This window comes from Pseudomonas meliae (assembly GCF_001400515.1).
GTDB classification, from domain to species: Bacteria; Pseudomonadota; Gammaproteobacteria; order Pseudomonadales; family Pseudomonadaceae; genus Aquipseudomonas; species Aquipseudomonas amygdali.
The window spans coordinates 1-20,588 of the sequence record NZ_LJQT01000048.1; the positions used below are offsets into that span (position 1 = coordinate 1).

A 20,588-nucleotide genomic window follows, 5' to 3' on the forward strand; every position below is an offset into this window, starting at 1 on the left:
AAATTTCTGACAGTCTCAGTTGGGAGGGATGCCGGTCGAGGCGCGCAAGGCGGCGTTGCAGCGGTTGATGCCCTGAGTGCGATTATCGTTACTACGCTGCGCGTGGTAATGCTTTCTGGACGCTATGCGTCCGGTCTCGAGTGAGCGGCGCTGTGCAGATTTGTGACGCAGAGCGTCACGGGATGCATTCCTACGCTGGAGCGCGGGAACGATAGTCAGGCCTTATCAAACCCCTCAGCCAGATGCTGATCCTTGAGCTTCACGTAGTTAGTGGCGCTGTACGGAAAAAAGGCGATTTCCTTGTCGGTTAATGCACGTACCTGTTTGACCGGACGACCAACGTACAGAAATCCGCTTTCCAGCACTTTGCCCGGTGGCACCAGGCTGCCTGCGCCGATGATGACCTCGTCTTCGACAACCGCGCCGTCCATGATCGTCGTGCCCATGCCGACCAGGATGCGGTTGCCGATTGTGCAGCCATGCAGCATGGCCTTGTGGCCGATGGTCACTTCGTCGCCGATCAGCAGCGGGAAACCGTCCGGGTTGAAGGGGCCTGCGTGGGTGATGTGCAGCACGCTGCCGTCCTGCACACTGGTGCGGGCACCGATGCGGATGCGGTGCATGTCGCCGCGTATCACCGTCAGCGGCCAGACGGAGCTGTCGGCTCCGATTTCAACATCGCCGATAACCACCGCTGAATGGTCGACAAAGGCCCGTTCGGCGAGGGCTGGGGAGTGGTCCTGAAACTTGCGAATGGCCACGATAGGCTCCTTCTTTGGCAGTGATAGGCGTGCAGAGCGGGTTTGGTTGCTGCGGTCGGCGTCGATTGTAATTAAGATGGTTGGGTGTTTCTTCCAGCCAAGGTGCAAAACCGTGAGCGCGAACAACCCTCTTCTGCAATCGTACGACCTGCCACCCTTTTCGGCGATTCGTGCCGAACATGTCAAACCTGCTGTTGAAAAAATCCTGGCGGACAACCGTGCCGCGATTGCCGACATCCTCGCTAAACAGGGGTCGACACCGACCTGGGCCGGGCTGGTCCTGACGATGGACGAATTGAATGACCGCCTGGGCGCTGCCTGGAGCCCGGTCAGCCACCTGAACGCCGTGTGCAACAGCGCTGAGCTGCGCGAAGCGTATGAGTCGTGCCTGCCGGCGTTGAGCGCCTACTCCACCGAGATGGGCCAGAATCGCGCACTGTTTCAGGCCTATGAAGCGCTGGCCAACGGTCCTGAAGCCGCCACCTTCGACGTCGGTCAGAAGACCATTCTGGAGCAATCGCTGCGCGATTTCCGCCTGTCCGGCATCGATCTGCCGCCTGAACAGCAGAAGCGTTACGCTGAAGTGCAGAGCAAACTGTCGGAGCTGGGCAGCCAGTTTTCCAACCAGTTGCTCGATGCCACTCAGGCCTGGACCAAGCTGGTCGCCGATGAGTCCGCCCTCGCCGGCCTGACCGATTCTGCCAAACAGCAGATGGCTGCCGCCGCCAAGGCCAAGGATCTGGAAGGCTACCTGATCACGCTGGAATTTCCGAGCTACTACGCGGTGATGACCTACGCCGAAGACCGCGCACTGCGTGAAGAAGTCTATGCGGCTTACTGCACCCGCGCGTCGGATCAAGGCCCGAATGCGGGCAAGAACGACAATACCCCTGTCATGGAGCAGATCCTCGACCTGCGTCAGGAACTGGCGCAACTGCTTGGCTACGCGAACTTTGCCGAGCTGAGCCTGGCAACCAAGATGGCCGAGTCCAGCGATCAGGTGCTGAGTTTCCTGCGTGACCTGGCCAAGCGCAGCAAGCCGTTCGCGGCCCAGGACCTGGAGCAGCTCAAGGCCTACGCCGCCGAACAGGGTTGCCCGGATCTGCAAAGCTGGGACAGCGGTTTCTACGGCGAGAAGCTGCGCGAACAGCGCTATAGCGTTTCCCAGGAAATCCTGCGTGCCTACTTCCCCATCGATAAAGTGCTCGGCGGTCTGTTCGCTATCGTCCAGCGTCTGTACGGCATCGAGATTGCCGAGCAAAAAGGCTTCGACACCTGGCACCCGGATGTTCGTCTGTTCGAGATCAAGGAAAACGGCCAGCACGTCGGGCGTTTCTTCTTCGATCTGTATGCGCGCGCCAACAAGCGTGGCGGTGCCTGGATGGACGGCGCTCGTGATCGCCGTCGCACGGCTGAAGGCACACTGCAAAGCCCGGTGGCCAATCTGGTGTGCAACTTCACGCCTGCGGTCGCGGGCAAGCCTGCGCTGCTGACCCACGATGAAGTCACCACGCTGTTCCACGAATTCGGTCATGGCCTGCATCATCTGCTGACCCGTATCGATCATGCCGGCGTATCCGGTATCAACGGCGTGGCCTGGGACGCAGTCGAGTTGCCGAGCCAGTTCATGGAAAACTGGTGCTGGGAGCCCGAAGGCCTGGCGCTGATCTCCGGTCATTACGAAACCGGCGAGCCATTGCCGCAGGACCTGCTGGAGAAAATGCTCGCCGCCAAGAACTTCCAGTCCGGCCTGATGATGGTGCGTCAGCTGGAGTTCTCGCTGTTCGACTTTGAATTGCACGCCACCCACGGCGACGGCCGCAGCGTGCTGGAGGTGCTGGAAGGCATTCGTGACGAGGTGTCGGTGATGCGTCCGCCTGCTTACAACCGTTTCCCGAACAGCTTCGCGCACATCTTCGCAGGTGGTTATGCCGCCGGTTATTACAGCTACAAGTGGGCCGAAGTGCTGTCTGCCGATGCGTTCTCGAAATTCGAGGAAGACGGTGTGCTCAACGCTGAAACCGGCCGCGCCTTCCGCGAAGCCATTCTGGCTCGTGGCGGTTCACAGGCACCGATGGTGCTGTTCGTCGACTTCCGCGGACGCGAGCCGTCGATTGACGCACTCTTGCGTCACAGTGGCTTGAGTGAGGACGCGGCAGCATGACCGATACACCGGTAATCATTACCAAGAAACGCTTCATCGCCGGGGCTGTTTGCCCGGCGTGCAGCGAGCCTGACAAGCTCATGATGTGGAGCGAAAACGACGTGCCGCACCGCGAATGCGTGGGTTGCGGCTACAGCGATACGCTCAACGAACAAGGTATTTCGATACCGAAGGAGCTGGGTACACGGGTCAACAAGGTGGTGGTCAAACCGGCAGACCCGAAGGTGCAGGGTGTGCAGTTTTTTCCGAATCCGAAGTTGAAGAAGCCGGTGGATCCTGAGTGACGTGATCGGTCGGGTCAAAATGAAAGGTTCGTTCGTCTGAACGAACCTTTTTTATAGCTCGCCGCCTCAGGTTATCAGCGACAGAAATTACCAATCGGCCAATTCAGCCACCTTCTTCCTGAAGGCTAGCGCCAGAACCGTCAGCACTTCCTCATCCCTGCCCAGCTCGCCGAAAATCTTGTGATTTCCGTGCGGGTGCAGCCTGACCCAGGCTTGTTCTTGCAGGTCGTCGTCCTCATAAAACTGGATGGCTATTACAGGATGGTTATGTTGCTCGATATCTTCAGCCCACAACCGTATCTCATACTTTGCCATCACCCACCTCGTTCTCAGGTAAATGCGCCATTACCCGGCAGCCGAGTTGGCGTTTCCCTACAGTAGGGCGCGACTAAAAATGCGTCTACTGACAGAAATGGCAGGTGGTTGTTTGTACAGGAAGTTAAAACACGCGAGTAACAGGCTGGAACGGTATCGACTCGTTCATGCAGGCAAGCGGCGCGCACCGCTTGCCCATGAAGAAGGCGATGTCTCAGCCTGCTGCCTGAAGCCTGAGTTTCTCTGCCAGACGGCTTCTGCCGTACAGCACCGCAATGGCGATCAGTGCAATGGCCTGTGCGCTCAGCGAGTACAGGTCGGCGTGGATACCCAGCCAGTCGAACTCGAAGAACGGCACGGGCCTGGTACCGAATATGCCCGCTTCCTGTAGCGCCTTGACCCCGTGACCGGCAAACACCACTGACAGCGCGCACAGCAGCGCAGCGTTGATACCGAAGAACAGCGACAGCGGCAGCTTCGCCGAACCGCGCAGGATGACCCATGCCAGGCCCACGAGCAGCACCAGCGCCGTGGCACCACCCGCCAGCACGGCATCGTGCCCGGCGGGTCCTGCCTGCAACCACAGGGTTTCATAGAACAGGATGACTTCGAACAGCTCGCGATACACCGAGAAGAACGCCAGCACCGCGAAGCCGAAACGACCACCGCCGCCGACCAGACTGCTTTTGACATAGTCCTGCCATGCGGCGGCATGACGACGGTCGTGCATCCACACACCAAGCCAGAGCACCATCACGCTGGCAAACAGCGCGGTGGCACCTTCCAGCAATTCACGCTGTGCGCCGCTGACGTCGATGACATACGCCGCCAGCGCCCAGGTGCCCAGCCCGGCCAGCAAAGCCAGACCCCAGCCGATGTTGACGCTGCGCACCGCAGACTGCTGGCCGGTATTGCGCAGAAACGCCAGAATCGCCGCCAGTACCAGAATCGCTTCCAGTCCTTCACGCAGCAGAATCAACAGGCCCGAAACGTAGCTCAGCGACAGGCTCAGACCATCGCTGCCCAACAGCCCCGCCGATTCCTTGAGCTTGCCTTTGGCCGCTTCCAGCTTTTGGGCAACCTGCGCCAGCGGCAGGCTGTCCTGCAAGGACTGTCGGTAAGCCATCAGGCTTTTTTCAGTGTCCTTGCGCACATTGGCGTCTACGTTATCCAGCGAGCTTTCGACCAGTTCGAAACCTTCCAGATACGCTGCCACCGACAAGTCATAGGCCTGCTCGCGATCACCGGCCTTGTAGGCAGCCAGGCTTTTGTCCAGCGTTACACTGGTGTAATCCAGCAGTTGCGCCGGGCCGCGCTGCACCTGTGGCGGCTGCGCGCGCTGGACACGGAAGGTTGCGCTGGCATCCGCACCCTCGGCTGCCTGAACTTCGGCAGGTGTCTGACGAGCCAGGTCGGCGATGTTGAATGTCTTGGCTGGGTTGGCAACCGGTTGTGCACTGAAACTGGCGATATAGGTCGCGATGTCCCAGCGCTGGCGGTCGTCCAGCTGGTCGGCAAATGCGGGCATATCGGTACCGGCGATGCCCAGCCCGATCGCGTTGTAGAGATCATAAAGACTCAGGCGATCCAGCCGTGCCGTGTCACGCAGGTTCGAGGGAGGCGGTTCCAGGCCGATGCCTGCCGGGCCATCACCTGCGCCGCTATCGCCATGACAGACCGAGCAATGCTGCGCGTAAAGGGGCGCACCACGGGCCGGGTCCGGAGTAATGGCCGGGGCCTGGCTGACTTCGTAGGCAAGTGCGAGCTTCGCACTTAACTGCCGCGCCTGATGCGCACGACCCGCTACGGCGCTTTTCAGCTGCGTCACGGCCCGTTCCAGGTCAGCACGCTCTGCGCGTTGCGGCAGGGCCACGACGAGGCTTTGCAGCGCCGCCAGGTTGTCGACCTGCTGCTGATACTCGGCGCTATTCACGACCTTGCCATCCGCCACAGTGGCCGGATAGTCGGCACCCAGATAATCCAGCAGATGCAACGCCTGGGCTGCGCCCTCGACAGGATCAGCCAGCGTGACGCCGCTGCACAGCGCCAGTAGCGGTATCAGCAGCCAGGCAAGGAAACGAGAACGGAGGGGCATTGCAGAATCTCGACAGGAATGCGATGCGGTGCATTGTTAACGCCGCAAGAGCACTACTCAAGTGTCGAAGTCTGTTTTTGTTACAGAATCTTACATTCGGACTTCATATAGCCTTCGAACAGGACATTAGCCCGTTCAAAGGCTTGAAGAGGTCGGCAGGTTTACGCTGTACCGCGATGCAGCGTGGCCAGAAACCCTGCGGCCCCTACGAACAGACTGGCAAACGTACGATTCAGGCGACGCTGCTGGCGAGGTGTCTTCAACATGCGCAGCACCTTCGACGCCAGCCCGGTGTAGCCGGCCATCACGATCAGATCGACCACGACCATGGTCGCCGCGATAATGGCGTACTGGATGAGCAGTGGAGCAGCCGGTTCGATGAATTGCGGCAAAATCGCCAGCATGAAGATCAGAGCCTTGGGGTTGCTGATATTGACCAGAAAACCGCGGATCACCAGCGTCATCGGTTTGCCGACAGGGCGCACGGCAGATTCGTCGCCAAGGTCAGCAGGCAATGCGCGCCATTGCTTGATGCCCAGATAGACCAGGTACGCCACGCCGAACCACTTGATCAACGTGAAGGCCATCTCGGAAGCTGCCAATACCGCGCCGAGCCCGGCAGCAACAATCGCGATCTGCGCCACCAACGCAATTTGCAGCCCCAGGGCATTCCAGTAGCCGCGCAGGAAACCGTATTGCAGGCCGCAGGACATGGAGGCGATAGCGCCTGCGCCAGGGGAAAGGCTGATAATCCAGCAGGCTGCAAAGAAGCCCAGCCACGTTTCAAGCGCCATCACACACCTCAAGCAAAGTCGAATGCCCGATAAATTAGTGGTTAACGCTTTGGAAGGCTAACTATTTTTAATCCTGCTCGTCAGGCTGCTTCGCAACCACCATCTGTGGAAACAGATCACTGCCGCGCCAGCGCCGGACCGACTTCTGGAAGAACTGGCTGTTGGGCACCTGAACCAACGCGCCACCGGCTTCCGGGGTCTCGATCAGGGTGGTGAACATCAGATTGATAGCGACCACGCGACCTTTTACCCCGGGCTTGTCCAGCGTATCGACCAGCTCGACCATGTCACCGATGCGGAACGGGCCGATGGTGAAGATCAAAATGGCGCAGAGCAGGTTCGACAGCACGCTCCACATGGCGAAGAACGCCACCGCCGCGACGGCTACAAAGCCGGACAGTGCCGTCCACAGCACCGTGGCCGAAACTCCGAGGCGGCCGAGGACGAGAACAAACGCGCTGCCCATGATCAACCAGCGCAAGCCGCCACGCACCGGCACCAGCAGCTCTGGCGGCAACGGATAACGCTCGCCCAGACCGGTCAGAAAACCGCCCACTATGCGTTGCAATACGTAACCGGCCAACAGGATCAGCAGAATCTGCGCACCCACCAGCAGCGGTTCAAGCCAGTACGCGGATACCGGCAGGCCCAACATGTCCATCACTTCCCTGCCTCGCTCACGACAATGCTTCCAGTTCGGCCTGCATGGACTCCAGCAGTTCCAGCGCTTGCATCCAGGCGTCTTCCAGCTCGGACTCACGCACTTTCAGCTTGGCCTGCTCGGCCAGCAGGTCGCGCAGTTTGTCCTTGTTGGCCGCCTCGTAGTTGGTGCTGTCCGCCAGCGCTTCCTCGACCTTGGCGAGTTTTTCATTCACCAGCCCAAGGTCACGCTCCAGCTTGTCGGCTTCACGCTTGTGTGGTGCCAGTTGCTGACGCAAGGCCGCTGCCTGCTGACGTTGGGCTTTCTTGTCAGTCTTGTCGGCGTTGACTGGCGTGGTGCTGACCGGCGCGTTGCGCAGGCGGTAATCGGCCAGCCAGCGCGTGTAGTCATCCAGATCGCCGTCGAACTCCTGTACGCGGCCGTCAGCCACCAGCAGGAAGTCATCGGTGGTGCTCTTGAGCAAGTGCCGATCGTGAGACACCACCAGTACCGCACCACCGAACTCCTGCAAGGCCATGGTCAGCGCCAGGCGCATCTCCAGGTCCAGGTGGTTGGTCGGTTCATCGAGCAGCAACAGGTTGGGCTTTTCCCAGGCAATCAGCGCCAGCGCCAGACGCGCTTTCTCGCCACCGGAGAAATTCAGCACCGGTTCATCCAGACGCGCGCCACGGAAATCGAAGCCGCCGAGGAAGTCGCGCAGTGTCTGTTCACGTTCAGTAGGTGCCAGACGCTGCAAGTGCAGCAATGGCGTGGCCTTCGCATCCAGTGAGTCAAGCTGATGCTGGGCGAAGTAGCCGACGGTGAGGTTTTCACCTCGAACCAGTCGACCGCTCTGCGGCTCAAGCTCGCCAGCCAGATTTTTGATCAACGTCGACTTGCCCGCGCCGTTGGGGCCCAGCAGGCCGATGCGCGCGCCCGGCGTGAGTTGCAGCTTGACCTTCTCGAGGATGGTCTTGTCGCCGTAACCCAGACGCGCGTCTGACAGATCCAGCAACGGGCTGGAGATCTTATCGGACTCGCGGAAAACGAAGTTGAACGGTGAGTCGACGTGCGCGGCCGACAGCTCTTCCATGCGCTCCAGCGCCTTGATCCGGCTTTGGGCCTGACGGGCCTTGGTAGCCTGGGCCTTGAAGCGCGCGATGTACTTTTCCATGTGCGCGCGTTGCGCCTGCTGCTTCTCGTAGGCCTGTTGCTGCTGGGCCAGACGTTCGGCACGAGCGCGCTCGAACGCGCTGTAGCCGCCACGATAGAGGGTGATCTTGCGTTGCTCGACGTGAGCGATGTGATCGACCACAGCGTCCAGAAAATCCCGGTCGTGAGAAATCAGCAGCAAGGTGCCGGGGTAGCTTTTGAGCCAGTCTTCAAGCCATAGAATGGCGTCGAGGTCCAAGTGGTTGGTCGGTTCGTCGAGCAGCAACAGGTCCGACGGGCACATCAGCGCCTGCGCGAGGTTCAGGCGCATACGCCAGCCGCCGGAGAAACTGCCGACCTGACGTTCCATCTGTTCGTTGGTGAAACCCAGCCCGGCCAGCAGCTTGCGCGCCCGCGCGTCTGCGGTATAACCGTCGGCGCTGTCGAGCTCCGAATGCAGACGCGCCTGAGCAGCGCCGTCCTGCGCGGCTTCCGCTTCGGCCAGCAGACGCTGAACCTCGCGCAGGCGCTCGTCGCCGTCGAGCACGTAGTCCACGCCCAGGCGCTCAAGGGTGTCGACCTCCTGACGCATATGCGCGATACGCCAGTCGGCGGGCAGCAGGCAGTCACCGGCATCGGGCGTCAGCTCGCCACGCAGCAAGGCGAACAGGCTGGATTTACCGGCGCCATTGGCACCGATCAGGCCGGCTTTATGGCCGGCGTGCAGGGTCAGCTCGGCGTCTTCTAGCAGACGTTGCGGACCACGCTGTAAGGTAAGGCTTTGAAGTCGAATCATAATGGCGGCGGAGTCTACCAGCTTCGTCCTGAACAGGTGGATCACTATGCCTTCAGCGCTCTGGAGTTTCACCCTCGATTTCTACGCCCGTCCGGGTGTAGAGCAGGCTTGTCTGACGCTGCAAGCCAACGGGGCCAACGTGTGCATGGTGCTTTGCGGGGTCTGGCTCGGCACGCGCGAAGTGGCGTGCAATGCGCAGCGATTAACGCAAATAAGGCAATTGGCGACACCCTGGCACGATGAAGTGGTGCGTCCGCTGCGGGATTTGCGTAACCAATGGCGCAATGCAGCTCTTGAGGACGCGGTGCTGATGACGTTGCGAATGAAGGTCAAGGCGCTGGAGCTGGAGGCCGAACAGAGTCTGATGCTGAAGCTTGAGGCACTGACTGGAGACTGGCCAGCGGGTGAGGCGAGAAATGCAGAGGAATGGCTGATCGAGCTCGCTGACGGAGAGGCAGAAAAAAACCGCGATGCGCTGCAGGTGCTGCGCATCGCGGTTGGACATGCCGTCGACCAGACTTAGGAAGCGCTGGTTGGCGTTGCGCCGTTGGCAGGTGTTGCCGGTGCAGCAGATGGCGCGGCAGTTGCAGGCGTCGTCGGCTTGGCAGCGGCAGCAGGCGCTGGCGTAGCCGGTTTGGCGGCGGTCGGCTTCGCTGCTGGCTTGGCCGCAGGTTTGGCTACCGGAGTTTTTGCTGCTGGTTTGGCAGCGCTGCTTGCCGTCGTTTTGGCGACAGGTGCTTTGCTCGCAGCCGCTTTGGCAGCCGGCCGGGTGGCGGCAGGTTTGGTTGCAACTGGTTTGGCGGCGGCTGTTTTCGCCGCGGCGGGCTTGGCTGCTGCCGCTGCCCGGGTGGCAGGTTTGGCGGCAGCTTTGACCGGGGCCTTGGTTGCCGCAGGTTTGGCTGCAGGCTTGGCGACCGACGAAGGTTTGGCTGCAGTTTTGGCGACTGGCTTGGCAGCGGCCGCTTTTACTGCGGTTTTTGCGGGTGCTTTTGCTGTAGCGGCAGTCGCTGCTTTGGCGGCGGCTTTAGGGGCAGCAGGCTTGGCATTGCGAGTGGTGAGGATCTTGCCGACCGCCTCTTTCACGCGACCGATACCCTGGGCCAGCTTCAGGCTCTCTTGGGCATCGCGCTTGAGGTGCAGAATGTAGGTGCGGGTTTCGGTCTGGCGATCCTTGAGAGCATCGAGCAACTCTTCCAGCTCGGAAACGGCGTCTTTGGCCTTGGCCTGTGCCTTGGATTTTCCGGCGGTGGCAGCGTCCTGCAGTTTGATGCGGGAGTTGTGCAGTTTTTCCTGCGCCTTGCCGCGTTGTTTCTCAAGCTTGGCGAGCAGTTTCTCGGCATCAGCCAAGGCTTGGGAACAGGCGTCTTCCAGATGTTCAAGCAAGCTGCCCGATAATTGTTGAAGCAAATGCAACGGAGTATTTACTGGCTTCTTTTTGGCCGACATGACTTACCTCCTGGGTGACGAAATTGCGGCTCATACTAGGCTTCTGCGCGCATCGCCGCTAGCGCATCTTGACAGCATCCAGGGGGCGCTGTTGCATACTGCAAAAAATGATTGCCTGACACGATGCACAGGCATTGTGAAATTCACTTGGCAAGACTCGTCACTACACGCGCTGGCGCTGGCATAATCGCTGCCTTCCCAGGCCGGAGAGCATTAATGTCGCGCTACCTGTTAACGTCGTTGTTCCTCTTGCTACCCCTGGCTCAAGCTGCCGAAGCACCACCTGCGGCGGCCGATGATGGTCATGATCTTGCCTACAGCCTGGGTGCAAGCCTGGGTGAACGCTTGCATCAGGAAGTCCCTGACCTTGATCTCAAGGCACTTGTCGACGGTCTGAAACAGGCTTATCAGGGCAAGCCGCTGGCGCTCAAGCAGGAGCGTATCGACCAGGTCCTGCGTGAGCATGACGCCGCAATCGCGCAGGCCGAGACCGCAGGCACAGACGCGCCTACCGAAGCAGCCCTGAAGGCAGAGCGCACGTTCATGGACAGCGAGAAGGCCAAGCCGGGTGTGAAGGTATTGGCGGACGGGATTCTCATGACCGAGCTGACACCTGGCACGGGCCCCAAACCTGATGCCAATGGCAGGGTTGAAGTGCGCTATGTGGGTCGTTTGCCGGACGGCACGATCTTCGATCAGAGCACCCAGCCGCAATGGTTCCGGCTCGACAGCGTGATCAGCGGCTGGACCAGCGCATTGCAGACGATGCCGACCGGCGCGAAATGGCGACTGGTGATTCCTTCGGATCAAGCCTACGGCGCTGAGGGTGCTGGCGACCTGATCGATCCGTTCACTCCGCTGGTATTTGAAATCGAGCTGATTGCCGTTTCACAGTAAGCGGATGTAAATCCGGAATCCAGAAACGCGAAAGGGTGCAAAAGCACCCTTGCGGTTTGTAGCCTATGCACGCGAGCGGTCACACCTGCGCGGCGATCTCTTCCTTGTGGGAGTTGTGCAGCACTTCAATCAGGCAGTCTTCCAGCTCGAAGCGCTCGTGCAGCAGTTGCCCCAGCTGGTTGAATTCCTTGGCCACCACCGTAGCGTCCGAGCAGTCGCCCTTGTCGCAACGATCATTGAACGTCAACGCAAACTTGGTAATGACGTCCAGGCGCGGGTAGATCGTGTCAGCCAGCTCGAGCCCACGCTCGTCGTTGAACGCACGGGCTTCATCACCCAGCTGTTCATAGACCTCAAAGTGGCCGGCCGAGACGTAATCGACAAGAACTCCACAGAAGTTCTGCAAGCCTTCACGGTCGGCTGCCAGAGCCTGGGGCGTGTCGCCCAGCGCATCGTAGGCTTCGACCAGTTCGAGGCGGCTTTGAAGCCAGCGATCAATCAGCTTATTGACTCCGCCCCAGCGTTCCTGAGCATTCTGACAACTTTCCAGCATGGTCTTCTCTCTTCCCTTCAGGGGCATGCAGTCCTGGGCCGGTCCTGGCGGTTAGCCTGTACCTGGCCTGATAGATGCGCCAGGACAGCATATTTCCAGTGACGCGTGCGGGCCAGATTATGCCCGCTCGACAAGGCCTTCAAGGTACGCAGGAGATAAAGTTCATACAAGCGTTTAATACCTGGCCCGATCTTTGGTCGCCAGCCAGTGGCTGAATTCGCTGAAAAGAGGATACAGGGGTAACAGCGCAAGGCCGGTAAATGCCAGCAGACTCCACTCTGGCAGGCTTATACCGAACAGGGTCCAGGTGATTTCTGCGCAAAACATTGCATCGCTTCGCAGCCGGTCAATGCACATGTCCAGTGAGAGCAGGCTTAACAGATGCTCCAGTCTGGTAATGAAAGGTATCAATTGATCTGCCGAGGCGGTTTGCAGCCATACCTGAGCGCCTGCCGTAACAAGCCCTGTCAGCGCGATCAGCAGAAAGCCCAGGCTGTAGCGCCGCATGCCTGTCGGGCCGGGAGCGTGGCAGGCAGCGCACAATGCCAACACACCGCAGGCGATGATTGCCGCGCGTTGTATCAGGCAAAGGACGCAAGGGTCGAGGCCGAAGGTTTGCTGCAGATAAAAGGCGGTGCCAATGATTGATGCACAGGCCAGCGATGCCAGGAAAAACAGGAAGCGTGTGCGAGCCAGATACATGGCAAATCCGTAACAAAGGACGAGGCGATTACGGTAGAGGAAAGGGTGCGGCGCATTCAAGGTGGCGGCGTGCGGATACGTCGCTGTTTACCTGCGAAAACAAACACACTACTACGTGGTTCTTTTACACATCGGCGTAGGAAGATTCTCACGCACTATTTTCTGATGGTCTTCGAGACAGCATGGAGAGCCCTCGCGCGGGGCTCTCCGGCAGCTTTATGCTTTGGTCAGCACAGGCACAGGGCGCGACAGGAAGCGTTCGTCAAGCAGGCCCAGGCCTTCCTGAAACAGCGTATTGCTGCGATCCGTCTCACCCAGCTGGGCCAGCAGACGAGCCAGCTCTGCGCAGGTCTCGGGATTGCGTTCCATACGCAGGCTGCTCTCCAGATAATCCCGCGCCTTGCCCCACAATCGGCCTTGCAGGCAGATACGCCCCAGGCTCAGCAACAGGCTTGGATCGGCAGGATGATGCTTGAGCCAGCCTTCTGCCGTTTGCAGTTGCTTCAGCGGATCGCCGCCGCGCACCAAGCCATACAGACGCGCCAGATGGCTGTTGTATTCGCGCTTGAGGGCGCTACGCAGCACCTCTTCAGCCTGAGCTTCGGCGCTCAGACGACGCAATTGATCGGCATACGCCAGCACCAGTTGCGGCTCCTGACGCTGTGCGGAGCTGAGTCCTTGCCAGGCGCTTTCCAGCGAAGGCAACCCGGTGGGTGACCCTTCGATACCATCGCGGTAGGCCGCCAGGGTCAGGTTCTCGCCCCAGGCGCGGCGCTCCAGCTCGGCAAGCTCCTTGGCTGGCAGGACCTTGTCCTTGCGCAGTTCCGGCATCAGACGGACAACATCGGACCAGTCGCCACGTTGCTGATAGAGCCGCTGCAACTGGCGAAGCACCTGAGGGTTATGTGGATGACGCTCTTTCATTGCCAGCAGCGTGGTGAGCGCACCTTCGGTGTCGCCACGATCCTGTTGCAGTTGAGCGTGATTCAGGGCAATTGCCAGCTCGGCTTGCGGCTGACGCTCCAGCGCACGCTCCAGCAAGGCATCGCAGTCTTCGTAACGCCCCTGCTCATTGGCCGCGCGGGCGGCGCCAATGTAGTAAAGCAATGGATGGGCATCGGCTTCGGCCGCCCGTTGCAGATGACGTTGTGCACTGGCCCAGCGTCCTTCGGCAAGGTCCATCTGGCCATGCTCGATAGCCAGTTGCACACGGCGACGGCGGTTACGACGCGACCATGGGTTGACCACGCGGCCTGACGTCGTCAGCAGCGTGATGACCAGCCTGAGAAGGGCGATTACCAGCAGAACTGCGACCAGCAATGCCAGCGTTGCCCATAGACTCGATTCATAGCGGAAGTTCTGATAGGCGATCAGCACGTAGCCGGAATGCTCGGCGATGGCGACACCAATCAGCGCCGCAGCGGCGATAGCGATGAACAACAGCACATAAAAGCGCTTCATCGGCTGGTCCCCTGTTGCGCCTCGGCTGGCTGGCCCGCGGCATGACGGCGTTCAAGGTAGGCCTGCACCGAGCTCAGGCTCTGCGCCAGATCAGGGGTCTTGACCGATACGGACTGTTTGGCCAGCGCCTCAAGCCCTTGGCCGAGCACTTTGCTCTGTGGGTCGTCCTGATCGAAGTTGGCCTTCAGAACGCTCTGCGCTTCGGTAATGGCCTTGGTGTAGACCTGCGGTTCGCCGTTGAGCGCCGCCCATTGCGCCTGCTCCAGCGCCAGGCTCAGGGCAAGGCGCACTTGGGAAAGGCTCTGGCCTGCCAATACCGGGCGTATATCCTTGTCGGCGTTGAAATCGATACGGAAGTAGTGGGAAATTTCGTCCCACCACTGCGTCCACCGGCTTTGTTCAGTCTTGTCGGCGGTCAGGCCCGGAAGAGACTCGCCCTTGTCTTCGTATTCAGGTGCCAGCTTGTTGAGTTGCTCAGCCTGTTCGCGTAGGGCGGCCAGTTGCAGGAACAGTCCGGTGCGGTCTGGCTGCTCAACGCTGCGCAAGGCGGCAAGGCTCTTGGCCAGTTGCTCGCGGGCGGCAAAGGAGCCGGGATCGTCCTGCTCACGTAGAATTTCGTCGGCACCCTGAACCAGCGCCTGAGCACTGTTGATGTCCTGCAGCGCTGAAAGACGCAGGCTGGCCAGACGCAGCAAATGCTCGGCCTCGGCCAGGCGCCAGTCTTTGCGACTCGCGCCCAGCACGGTTTCGAGTCGCTGGCTGAGACGCTGCTGATCGCCTTGCAATTGCGCGACCAGACGTCTGCTGTCTGCCAACTGATCGGCAGGCGGGAATTGCGCAAGGCGTGCGCTCAGCTGCTGATCATTCTGAGCCAGTACCAGCGTCTGCTCGGCGATGTCTTCAACCTGGCCGCGCTGCTGTTGGTGGCCGGCTTGCAGCATGCGCAGTTGCCAGACTCCCCAGCCTGCGACCGCGACACCAGCGATACCGAGCAGCAAGGCCAGGAATACCAAGCCACTGCTGCGGCTGCCGGTGCGCTCGGCACGTACTGGGTCAGGCTTGGGTGCAGGCGTTTTCAACACCGATTCTTCGTCTTTAGGCAAGGCTGTTTCGCTCACGTATCCCATCCTTTGCATTTTGGCGTAATAGCGTAAACGACAAGTGTCGATCATTACGCCTTGACGGCAGGCTGAGGTTGATCCCGCAACGCTGCCAGCAATGCCGTGGCGCTGGCACCACGACAATCAATAACGGTCCGGGCTCCAGCTGCCTGCGCAATGCTGGCCACCCGGGGGCTTGGTACGAACAGTGGCAAATCGGCCAGGTCTGGCCAAGAATCACCCGCCAGCTGAAGCAAATGTTCAAAACCCTGCCCACTGCTGACCACCAGCCCGTTCAAGCGTTCCACCGCAACACGTTGCGGCACGGCGTCGGGGGCATGCTGCGGCAGGTAGCGACGATACAACGGCAGGTAGTCAACTCCCACCCCCAATGCGCGCAATTGCTCGGCCAACAGTTCGCGTCCTTCGTCGCCGCGCATGATCAGCACACGGCTTCCCGGTACGGCAATCGCTTGTTTCAAGCGCGGCAACTCGAGCAAGGCTTCGCTATCATCGCCCTGCTCCGGCCAGCTCGCATCGAGCCCGTAATCAAGCAGTATCTGCCCGGTTGCTGAACCCACACTGAACCAGGGTTGCATGGGTGGCTGTGGCCACACTTCGTCGATCAGCTCGATAGCCAGCCGCGCCGCAGGTTTGCTGACCACGATCACTGCACAATAATTGAGCAGCTCGAAAATGATCGAACGCTGTGCAGGCGTCAAGGGCAATGGCTCGGTCTCGAGCAAAGGCAGGCTGCTGCTGAAGATACCGGCCTCGGCCAGCACTTTTGCCAGCGCTGCCGATTCTTCGGCCGGGCGGGTCAGCAACAGGCGCCAGGTGCTCATTCGTTGTTGGCCTCGCCATACACCGCTTTCAGAATGTCGGCGGCACCCTGCGCCAGCAGTGCTTCGGCCACCTGCACACCCAGCGCCTGGGCGGATGTCTGTGGCGCGCGGGCTTCGGCGTGCAGCAATACACTCCCGGCCGGGTCGCCCACCAGCCCGCGCAACCAGACGTCATCGCCCTCCAGCACGGCGTAACAGGCGATAGGCACCTGGCAGCCGCCGTTGAGGTGCTTGTTCAGCGAGCGTTCGGCAATCACGCGCACGGCGGTGTCTTCGTGATGCAGAGGTGCAAGCAAGGCATGAATTTCGGCATCGACGCTGCGGCATTCGATACCCACCGCGCCCTGCCCGCCCGCAGGCAGGCTGTCGTCGACGCTGATTGCCGAGGTGATACGATTTTCAAAGCCCAGGCGGATCAGGCCCGCAGCGGCAAGAATGATGGCGTCGTACTCGCCGGCATCGAGCTTGGCCAGGCGCGTATTGACGTTGCCACGCAGGAAGCGGATCTGCAGATCGGGACGACGCGCCAGCAATTGCGCCTGACGGCGCAGGCTGGAGGTGCCGACGATGCTGCCAGCTGGCAGTTCGTCCAGGCTGGCAAAGGTGTTGGACACGAACGCATCGCGTGGGTCTTCGCGCTCGCAGATGCAGAACAGGCCCAGGCCTTGTGGAAAGTCCATCGGCACGTCTTTCATCGAATGCACGGCGATATCGGCGTTGTCTTCCAGAAGCGCTGTTTCCAGCTCCTTGACGAACAGACCTTTGCCGCCGATTTTCGACAGTGGGGAGTCGAGCAGCTTGTCACCACGACTGACCATGGGCACCAGCGTCACGAGCAGGCCGGGATGAGCCTGTTCGAGACGGGCCTTTACGTATTCTGCCTGCCAGAGTGCCAGCGCACTTTTGCGCGTGGCGATGCGGATTTCGCGAGAGGACATTGAACAATCCGTACTGAGTGAATGCGACGGATAATAACAGCTCAATCCCGGTCAGGGCGGCTTCGGCGCTGATTGAAACTTGCGTCAGACACTGAGCCGATCAATCAATCGGCAGTGGCTGAGGGGCGCATGGGAAAGGCTGCGCGTAGGCCAGCCGAAAAGCACATGGAGCCGGAATTCTCTCCCGTTCCATGACTCGGTCTGGGCCCAGAGGCTCCAGAGCGGCGAGGCGCTAGAGCTGCTGCATCATCTTGCGTACACCGGCTACATGGCGGCGACTGACGATCAACGCATCGCCATTAAGCCCTCTGGGAAACAGCTGGAAATGCCCCAGCGGCGTGCGCTGCAACCGTTCTATTCGCTCGCGGGCCACCAGTGCATTGCGGTGAATACGCACGAAACGGTCGCCGAATTCGTTTTCCAGCGCCTTGAGCGGCTCGTCCAGCAGCACTTCGCCACCCTCATGACGCAAGGTCACGTATTTATGATCGGCGATGAAGTAGATCACCTGATCGAGTGGAATCAGTTCGATACCCTTGCGAGTCCGCGCGCTGATATGGCTGCGTGGGCCCGATCCGCTTTCGGCAGCCGGACGGGTCAACGCCGCCAGTTGCACGCGGTTTGGCCGCTCGGCTTTCCTCAATGCTTCGACGAGGTGCTCGGAGCGCACAGGCTTGACCAGATAGCCGACTGCACTGACCTGGAAAGCTTCCAGGGCGAATTCATCGTGGGCAGTGCAAAACACGACCGCAGGCGGCGCTTCCCGCTCGCACAGGCGCGCTGCGACCTGCAGGCCATCGAGACCCGGCATGCGGATATCGAGCAGCACCACGTCCGGTTTGTGAGTTTCAATCAGCGCCAAGGCTTCTTCACCATTGGAGGCGCTGGGTTCCAGTACTCGATAACCCTCAATCTCATTGACCATGCGGCTCAATCGCTCGCGGGCCAGGGGTTCGTCATCAACGATCAGGACATTCATATAGCTCTGGCTTCCTGCGTGAGTCTCGCACAAGGATAACGTAGACAGGTGTAGTGACGACCGTCACGGCGCTCCACGCTCAGACTGGCGTGCGGGCCAAAAAGTGCCGCAATACGTGCGCCTATATTCGTCAGAGCCTGCTGAGTACCGTTGGAAGTCTGCCGATTGGCAACTTCTTCATAGGGATTACTGACGCTCAATATGAACTCTCCCCCTTCATAGTTCGCTTCGACCGTTACAACGCCCCCCCTCGACTCGCGGAGCAATGCCATAAATCAAAGCGTTTTCAAGTAATGGCTGCAAGGTTAGCTGGGGAATCGGCAAGTCATCGGGAATTGCACTCACCCTCCAGTCCAACTGTAGACGCTCGCCAAGACGATATTGCTCAATCGATAAATATCGTTTTGCCAATGCCAGCTCTTCGCCCCACGTTACCAGGCTGCCGGGCTTGGCCAGACTGGCGCGAAACAGGTCTGAAAGGTCGAGTACCGCCTGCTCTGCCTTGACCGGGTTGCTGGCAACCAGGCTGGCAATGCTGTTGAGGGTATTGAACAGAAAGTGCGGACGGATTCGCGCCTGCAGCGATTCGATCCTCGCGCGCAGCTCGCCTTGTTGCTGCTTGCGCCACTGACTCTGCAAATAGAAATAGCGCAGCATCAGTGCGGACATGATCAACGCAATTGTCGAGTAGCGCAGGTAGCGCTCGACCATCCCGCCGATTGAAATCCGTCCGGTGAGCTGACAGACATCGGTGACGGCTGTGCACAGCAACGTCAGGCCGACCACCAGCAGGCAACTGAGCATGCCTGCCAGCCCAGGCGTCAGGCGCGCCAGCCATGGCCGCAAACCACACAGCAGCGCTGCGGACAGCAGCACGATCCATTGCACGAACAGCGACATCAGCGCCAGACGTACCCAGTCGAAGCCGGTACGCATCGGTTCTACCAGCACCAGAACCAGCACCAGCAGCTCCGCCAGAACGACAAGCACCAGCAATGCCTGCGGCAGGCACAGTTCGGGGAGGAAAAAGTCTTTGCCGGGCACAGGCCGGGCTTCGTGTTTCACAGGTTCGATTCGCATGCCTCCAGTCTCTGCCCTGGCCTCGTCAGCGGCAAGCTGTCCGGGGATAAAAATGCATCAACCCTGTTATCATCGCAATCGCCCTTGTGCCAGGTAACGGGCACGCCACTTTCTGTTAACAACGAGCGAATCCATGAGCACCGACAAGACCAATCAGTCCTGGGGCGGCCGCTTCAGTGAACCCGTCGACGCGTTTGTCGCGCGTTTCACTGCCTCCGTCACCTTCGATCAACGTCTGTATCGCCACGACATCATGGGCTCCATCGCCCACGCCACGATGCTGGCCAAGGTGGGCGTTCTGACCGACGCCGAGCGTGACACCATCGTTGACGGCCTGAACACCATCCAGGCCGAGATCGAGGCCGGCAATTTCGAGTGGCGCGTCGATCTGGAAGACGTGCACATGAACATTGAAGCACGCCTGACCGATCGCATTGGTATCACCGGCAAGAAGCTGCACACCGGTCGCAGCCGCAACGATCAGGTCGCCACCGATATCCGTCTGTGGCTGCGCGACGAAATCGACCTGATCCTGAGCGAAATCACGCGTCTGCAGCAAGGCCTGCTGGGCCAGGCCGAGCGCGAAGCTGAAACCATCATGCCCGGTTTCACCCATTTGCAGACTGCCCAGCCCGTTACATTCGGCCATCATATGCTGGCCTGGTTCGAAATGCTCAGCCGCGACTACGAGCGTCTGGTCGACTGCCGCAAGCGTCTCAACCGCATGCCTCTGGGCAGCGCTGCGCTGGCAGGCACCACCTACCCGATCGACCGCGAACTGACCTGCAAACTGCTGGGCTTCGATGTCGTGGGCGGTAATTCGCTGGACGGCGTATCGGATCGTGACTTCGCCATCGAATTCTGCTCGGCCGCGTCCATCGCGATGATGCACTTGTCGCGCTTCTCCGAAGAGCTGGTGCTCTGGACCAGTGCGCAGTTCCAGTTCATTGATCTGCCGGATCGCTTCTGTACTGGCAGCTCGATCATGCCGCAGAAGAAAAACCCTGATGTGCCTGAACTGGTACGTGGCAAGAGCGGCCGTGTGTTCGGTGCCCTGATGGGCCTGCTGACCCTGATGAAAGGCCAGCCTCTGGCCTACAACAAGGACAATCAGGAAGACAAGGAACCGCTGTTTGACGCTGTCGACACTCTGCGTGATTCGCTGCGTGCGTTTGCCGACATGATCCCGGCAATCAAACCCAGGCACGCGATCATGCGTGAAGCCGCGCTGCGCGGGTTCTCGACCGCGACCGATCTGGCCGACTATCTGGTGCGCCGCGGTCTGCCGTTCCGTGACTGCCACGAGATCGTTGGTCATGCCGTGAAATATGGCGTGGAAACCGGCAAGGACCTGGCAGAAATGAGCCTGGAAGAACTGCGTCAGTTCAGTAACCAGATTGAGCAGGACGTGTTTGCCGTGCTGACCCTGGAAGGCTCGGTCAACGCCCGTAACCACATCGGCGGCACCGCACCCGAACAGGTCCGCGCCGCCGTGGTCCGCGGTCAGGAACTGCTGGCCGGGCGCTGAATACAACCAAGGCATTCCTTTAGCCTGAGGAACGACCACTCAACTATCGTGCGACGCT

Annotated in this window: 19 protein-coding genes and 1 pseudogene; 5 read left to right on the forward strand and 15 right to left on the reverse strand. The window is 60.2% G+C overall.

Going from position 1 to position 20,588, the window contains the following annotated elements; translation table 11 throughout:
* Positions 1–215 precede the first annotated feature (215 nt).
* Positions 216–761, reverse strand: coding sequence for a gamma carbonic anhydrase family protein (locus tag ALO64_RS02160; RefSeq protein WP_005743924.1), 546 nt, complete (start codon positions 759–761; stop codon positions 216–218).
* Positions 762–837: 76 nt separating this feature from the next.
* Between ALO64_RS02160 and prlC the strand changes: the two genes are divergently transcribed.
* The gene (gene prlC / locus ALO64_RS02165) at positions 838–2,925 is read left to right on the forward strand and encodes an oligopeptidase A (RefSeq protein ID WP_011167302.1); all 2,088 of its coding nucleotides are present in this window, start codon (positions 838–840) and stop codon (positions 2,923–2,925) included.
* Positions 2,922–3,209 (forward strand): YheV family putative zinc ribbon protein, encoded by a 288-nt coding sequence (locus ALO64_RS02170; RefSeq protein WP_005732774.1) that lies wholly within the window; start codon positions 2,922–2,924, stop codon positions 3,207–3,209. The genes prlC and ALO64_RS02170 overlap by 4 nt, the downstream gene beginning before the upstream one ends.
* Positions 3,210–3,296: 87 nt before the next feature.
* Here the strand turns inward: ALO64_RS02170 and ALO64_RS02175 are convergent, their stop codons facing one another.
* The 5 genes from ALO64_RS02175 to abc-f form a co-directional block, all read right to left on the reverse strand.
* Entirely contained in the window at positions 3,297–3,524 is a 228-nt protein-coding gene (locus ALO64_RS02175; protein ID WP_002551360.1) for a hypothetical protein, read from the reverse strand.
* Between the two features lie 214 nt (positions 3,525–3,738).
* Positions 3,739–5,619, reverse strand: coding sequence for a cytochrome c/FTR1 family iron permease (locus ALO64_RS02180; RefSeq protein WP_044343519.1), 1,881 nt, complete (start codon positions 5,617–5,619; stop codon positions 3,739–3,741).
* 161 nt (positions 5,620–5,780) lie between these two features.
* Positions 5,781–6,413: a LysE family transporter gene (locus ALO64_RS02185; RefSeq protein WP_002551362.1), complete on the reverse strand. Its 633-nt coding sequence runs from the start codon at positions 6,411–6,413 to the stop codon at positions 5,781–5,783.
* Between the two features lie 67 nt (positions 6,414–6,480).
* Positions 6,481–7,074, reverse strand: a complete 594-nt coding sequence (locus ALO64_RS02190; protein ID WP_002551363.1) for a mechanosensitive ion channel family protein — start codon at positions 7,072–7,074, stop codon at positions 6,481–6,483.
* 16 nt (positions 7,075–7,090) lie between these two features.
* Positions 7,091–9,001, reverse strand: coding sequence for a ribosomal protection-like ABC-F family protein (abc-f, locus tag ALO64_RS02195; protein ID WP_005743916.1), 1,911 nt, complete (start codon positions 8,999–9,001; stop codon positions 7,091–7,093).
* Between the two features lie 46 nt (positions 9,002–9,047).
* Here abc-f and ALO64_RS02200 point away from each other — a divergent pair, with 46 nt between their 5' ends.
* Positions 9,048–9,524 carry a TIGR02444 family protein gene (locus ALO64_RS02200; RefSeq protein WP_044343518.1) on the forward strand — a complete coding sequence of 159 codons (477 nt, stop codon included), beginning with the start codon at positions 9,048–9,050 and terminating at the stop codon, positions 9,522–9,524.
* On the opposite strand, the gene ALO64_RS02205 is transcribed toward ALO64_RS02200, so the two are convergent.
* Positions 9,521–10,447, reverse strand: a complete 927-nt coding sequence (locus tag ALO64_RS02205) for an AlgP family protein (protein ID WP_044343517.1) — start codon at positions 10,445–10,447, stop codon at positions 9,521–9,523. The two genes, ALO64_RS02200 and ALO64_RS02205, sit on opposite strands and share 4 nt — an antisense overlap.
* A 216-nt stretch (positions 10,448–10,663) precedes the next feature.
* Between ALO64_RS02205 and ALO64_RS02210 the strand changes: the two genes are divergently transcribed.
* Positions 10,664–11,344, forward strand: coding sequence for an FKBP-type peptidyl-prolyl cis-trans isomerase (locus ALO64_RS02210; RefSeq protein ID WP_002551367.1), 681 nt, complete (start codon positions 10,664–10,666; stop codon positions 11,342–11,344).
* A gap of 79 nt (positions 11,345–11,423) precedes the next feature.
* Here ALO64_RS02210 and ALO64_RS02215 read toward each other — a convergent pair whose 3' ends face one another.
* From ALO64_RS02215 to ALO64_RS02250, 8 genes and pseudogenes are all read right to left on the reverse strand, one after another.
* Positions 11,424–11,897, reverse strand: a complete 474-nt coding sequence (locus tag ALO64_RS02215) for an Rsd/AlgQ family anti-sigma factor (protein ID WP_002551368.1) — start codon at positions 11,895–11,897, stop codon at positions 11,424–11,426.
* A gap of 174 nt (positions 11,898–12,071) precedes the next feature.
* A complete protein-coding gene (locus ALO64_RS02220; protein WP_005732781.1) occupies positions 12,072–12,599 on the reverse strand; it encodes a disulfide bond formation protein B in 528 nt (175 codons plus the stop codon).
* A gap of 216 nt (positions 12,600–12,815) precedes the next feature.
* On the reverse strand, positions 12,816–14,060 hold the full coding sequence (locus ALO64_RS02225; RefSeq protein WP_044343516.1) for a heme biosynthesis protein HemY: 1,245 nt from the start codon (positions 14,058–14,060) through the stop codon (positions 12,816–12,818).
* Positions 14,057–15,178, reverse strand: a complete 1,122-nt coding sequence (locus tag ALO64_RS02230; protein WP_044343515.1) for a uroporphyrinogen-III C-methyltransferase — start codon at positions 15,176–15,178, stop codon at positions 14,057–14,059. Before ALO64_RS02230 ends, ALO64_RS02225 begins: the two co-directional genes overlap by 4 nt.
* Positions 15,179–15,231: 53 nt before the next feature.
* Positions 15,232–16,005, reverse strand: coding sequence for a uroporphyrinogen-III synthase (locus ALO64_RS02235; protein ID WP_002551372.1), 774 nt, complete (start codon positions 16,003–16,005; stop codon positions 15,232–15,234).
* A complete protein-coding gene (gene hemC, locus ALO64_RS02240; RefSeq protein WP_002551373.1) occupies positions 16,002–16,943 on the reverse strand; it encodes a hydroxymethylbilane synthase in 942 nt (313 codons plus the stop codon). The genes ALO64_RS02235 and hemC overlap by 4 nt, the downstream gene beginning before the upstream one ends.
* 232 nt (positions 16,944–17,175) lie before the next feature.
* Positions 17,176–17,922 carry a LytR/AlgR family response regulator transcription factor gene (locus ALO64_RS02245; protein ID WP_044343514.1) on the reverse strand — a complete coding sequence of 249 codons (747 nt, stop codon included), beginning with the start codon at positions 17,920–17,922 and terminating at the stop codon, positions 17,176–17,178.
* Positions 17,919–19,002 (reverse strand): annotated as a pseudogene (locus tag ALO64_RS02250) (sensor histidine kinase). The gene ALO64_RS02245 and the pseudogene ALO64_RS02250 overlap by 4 nt, the downstream one beginning before the upstream one ends.
* A 133-nt stretch (positions 19,003–19,135) precedes the next feature.
* Here ALO64_RS02250 and argH point away from each other — a divergent pair.
* Positions 19,136–20,530 (forward strand): argininosuccinate lyase, encoded by a 1,395-nt coding sequence (gene argH / locus ALO64_RS02255; RefSeq protein ID WP_044343513.1) that lies wholly within the window; start codon positions 19,136–19,138, stop codon positions 20,528–20,530.
* Positions 20,531–20,588: the final 58 nt, after the last annotated feature.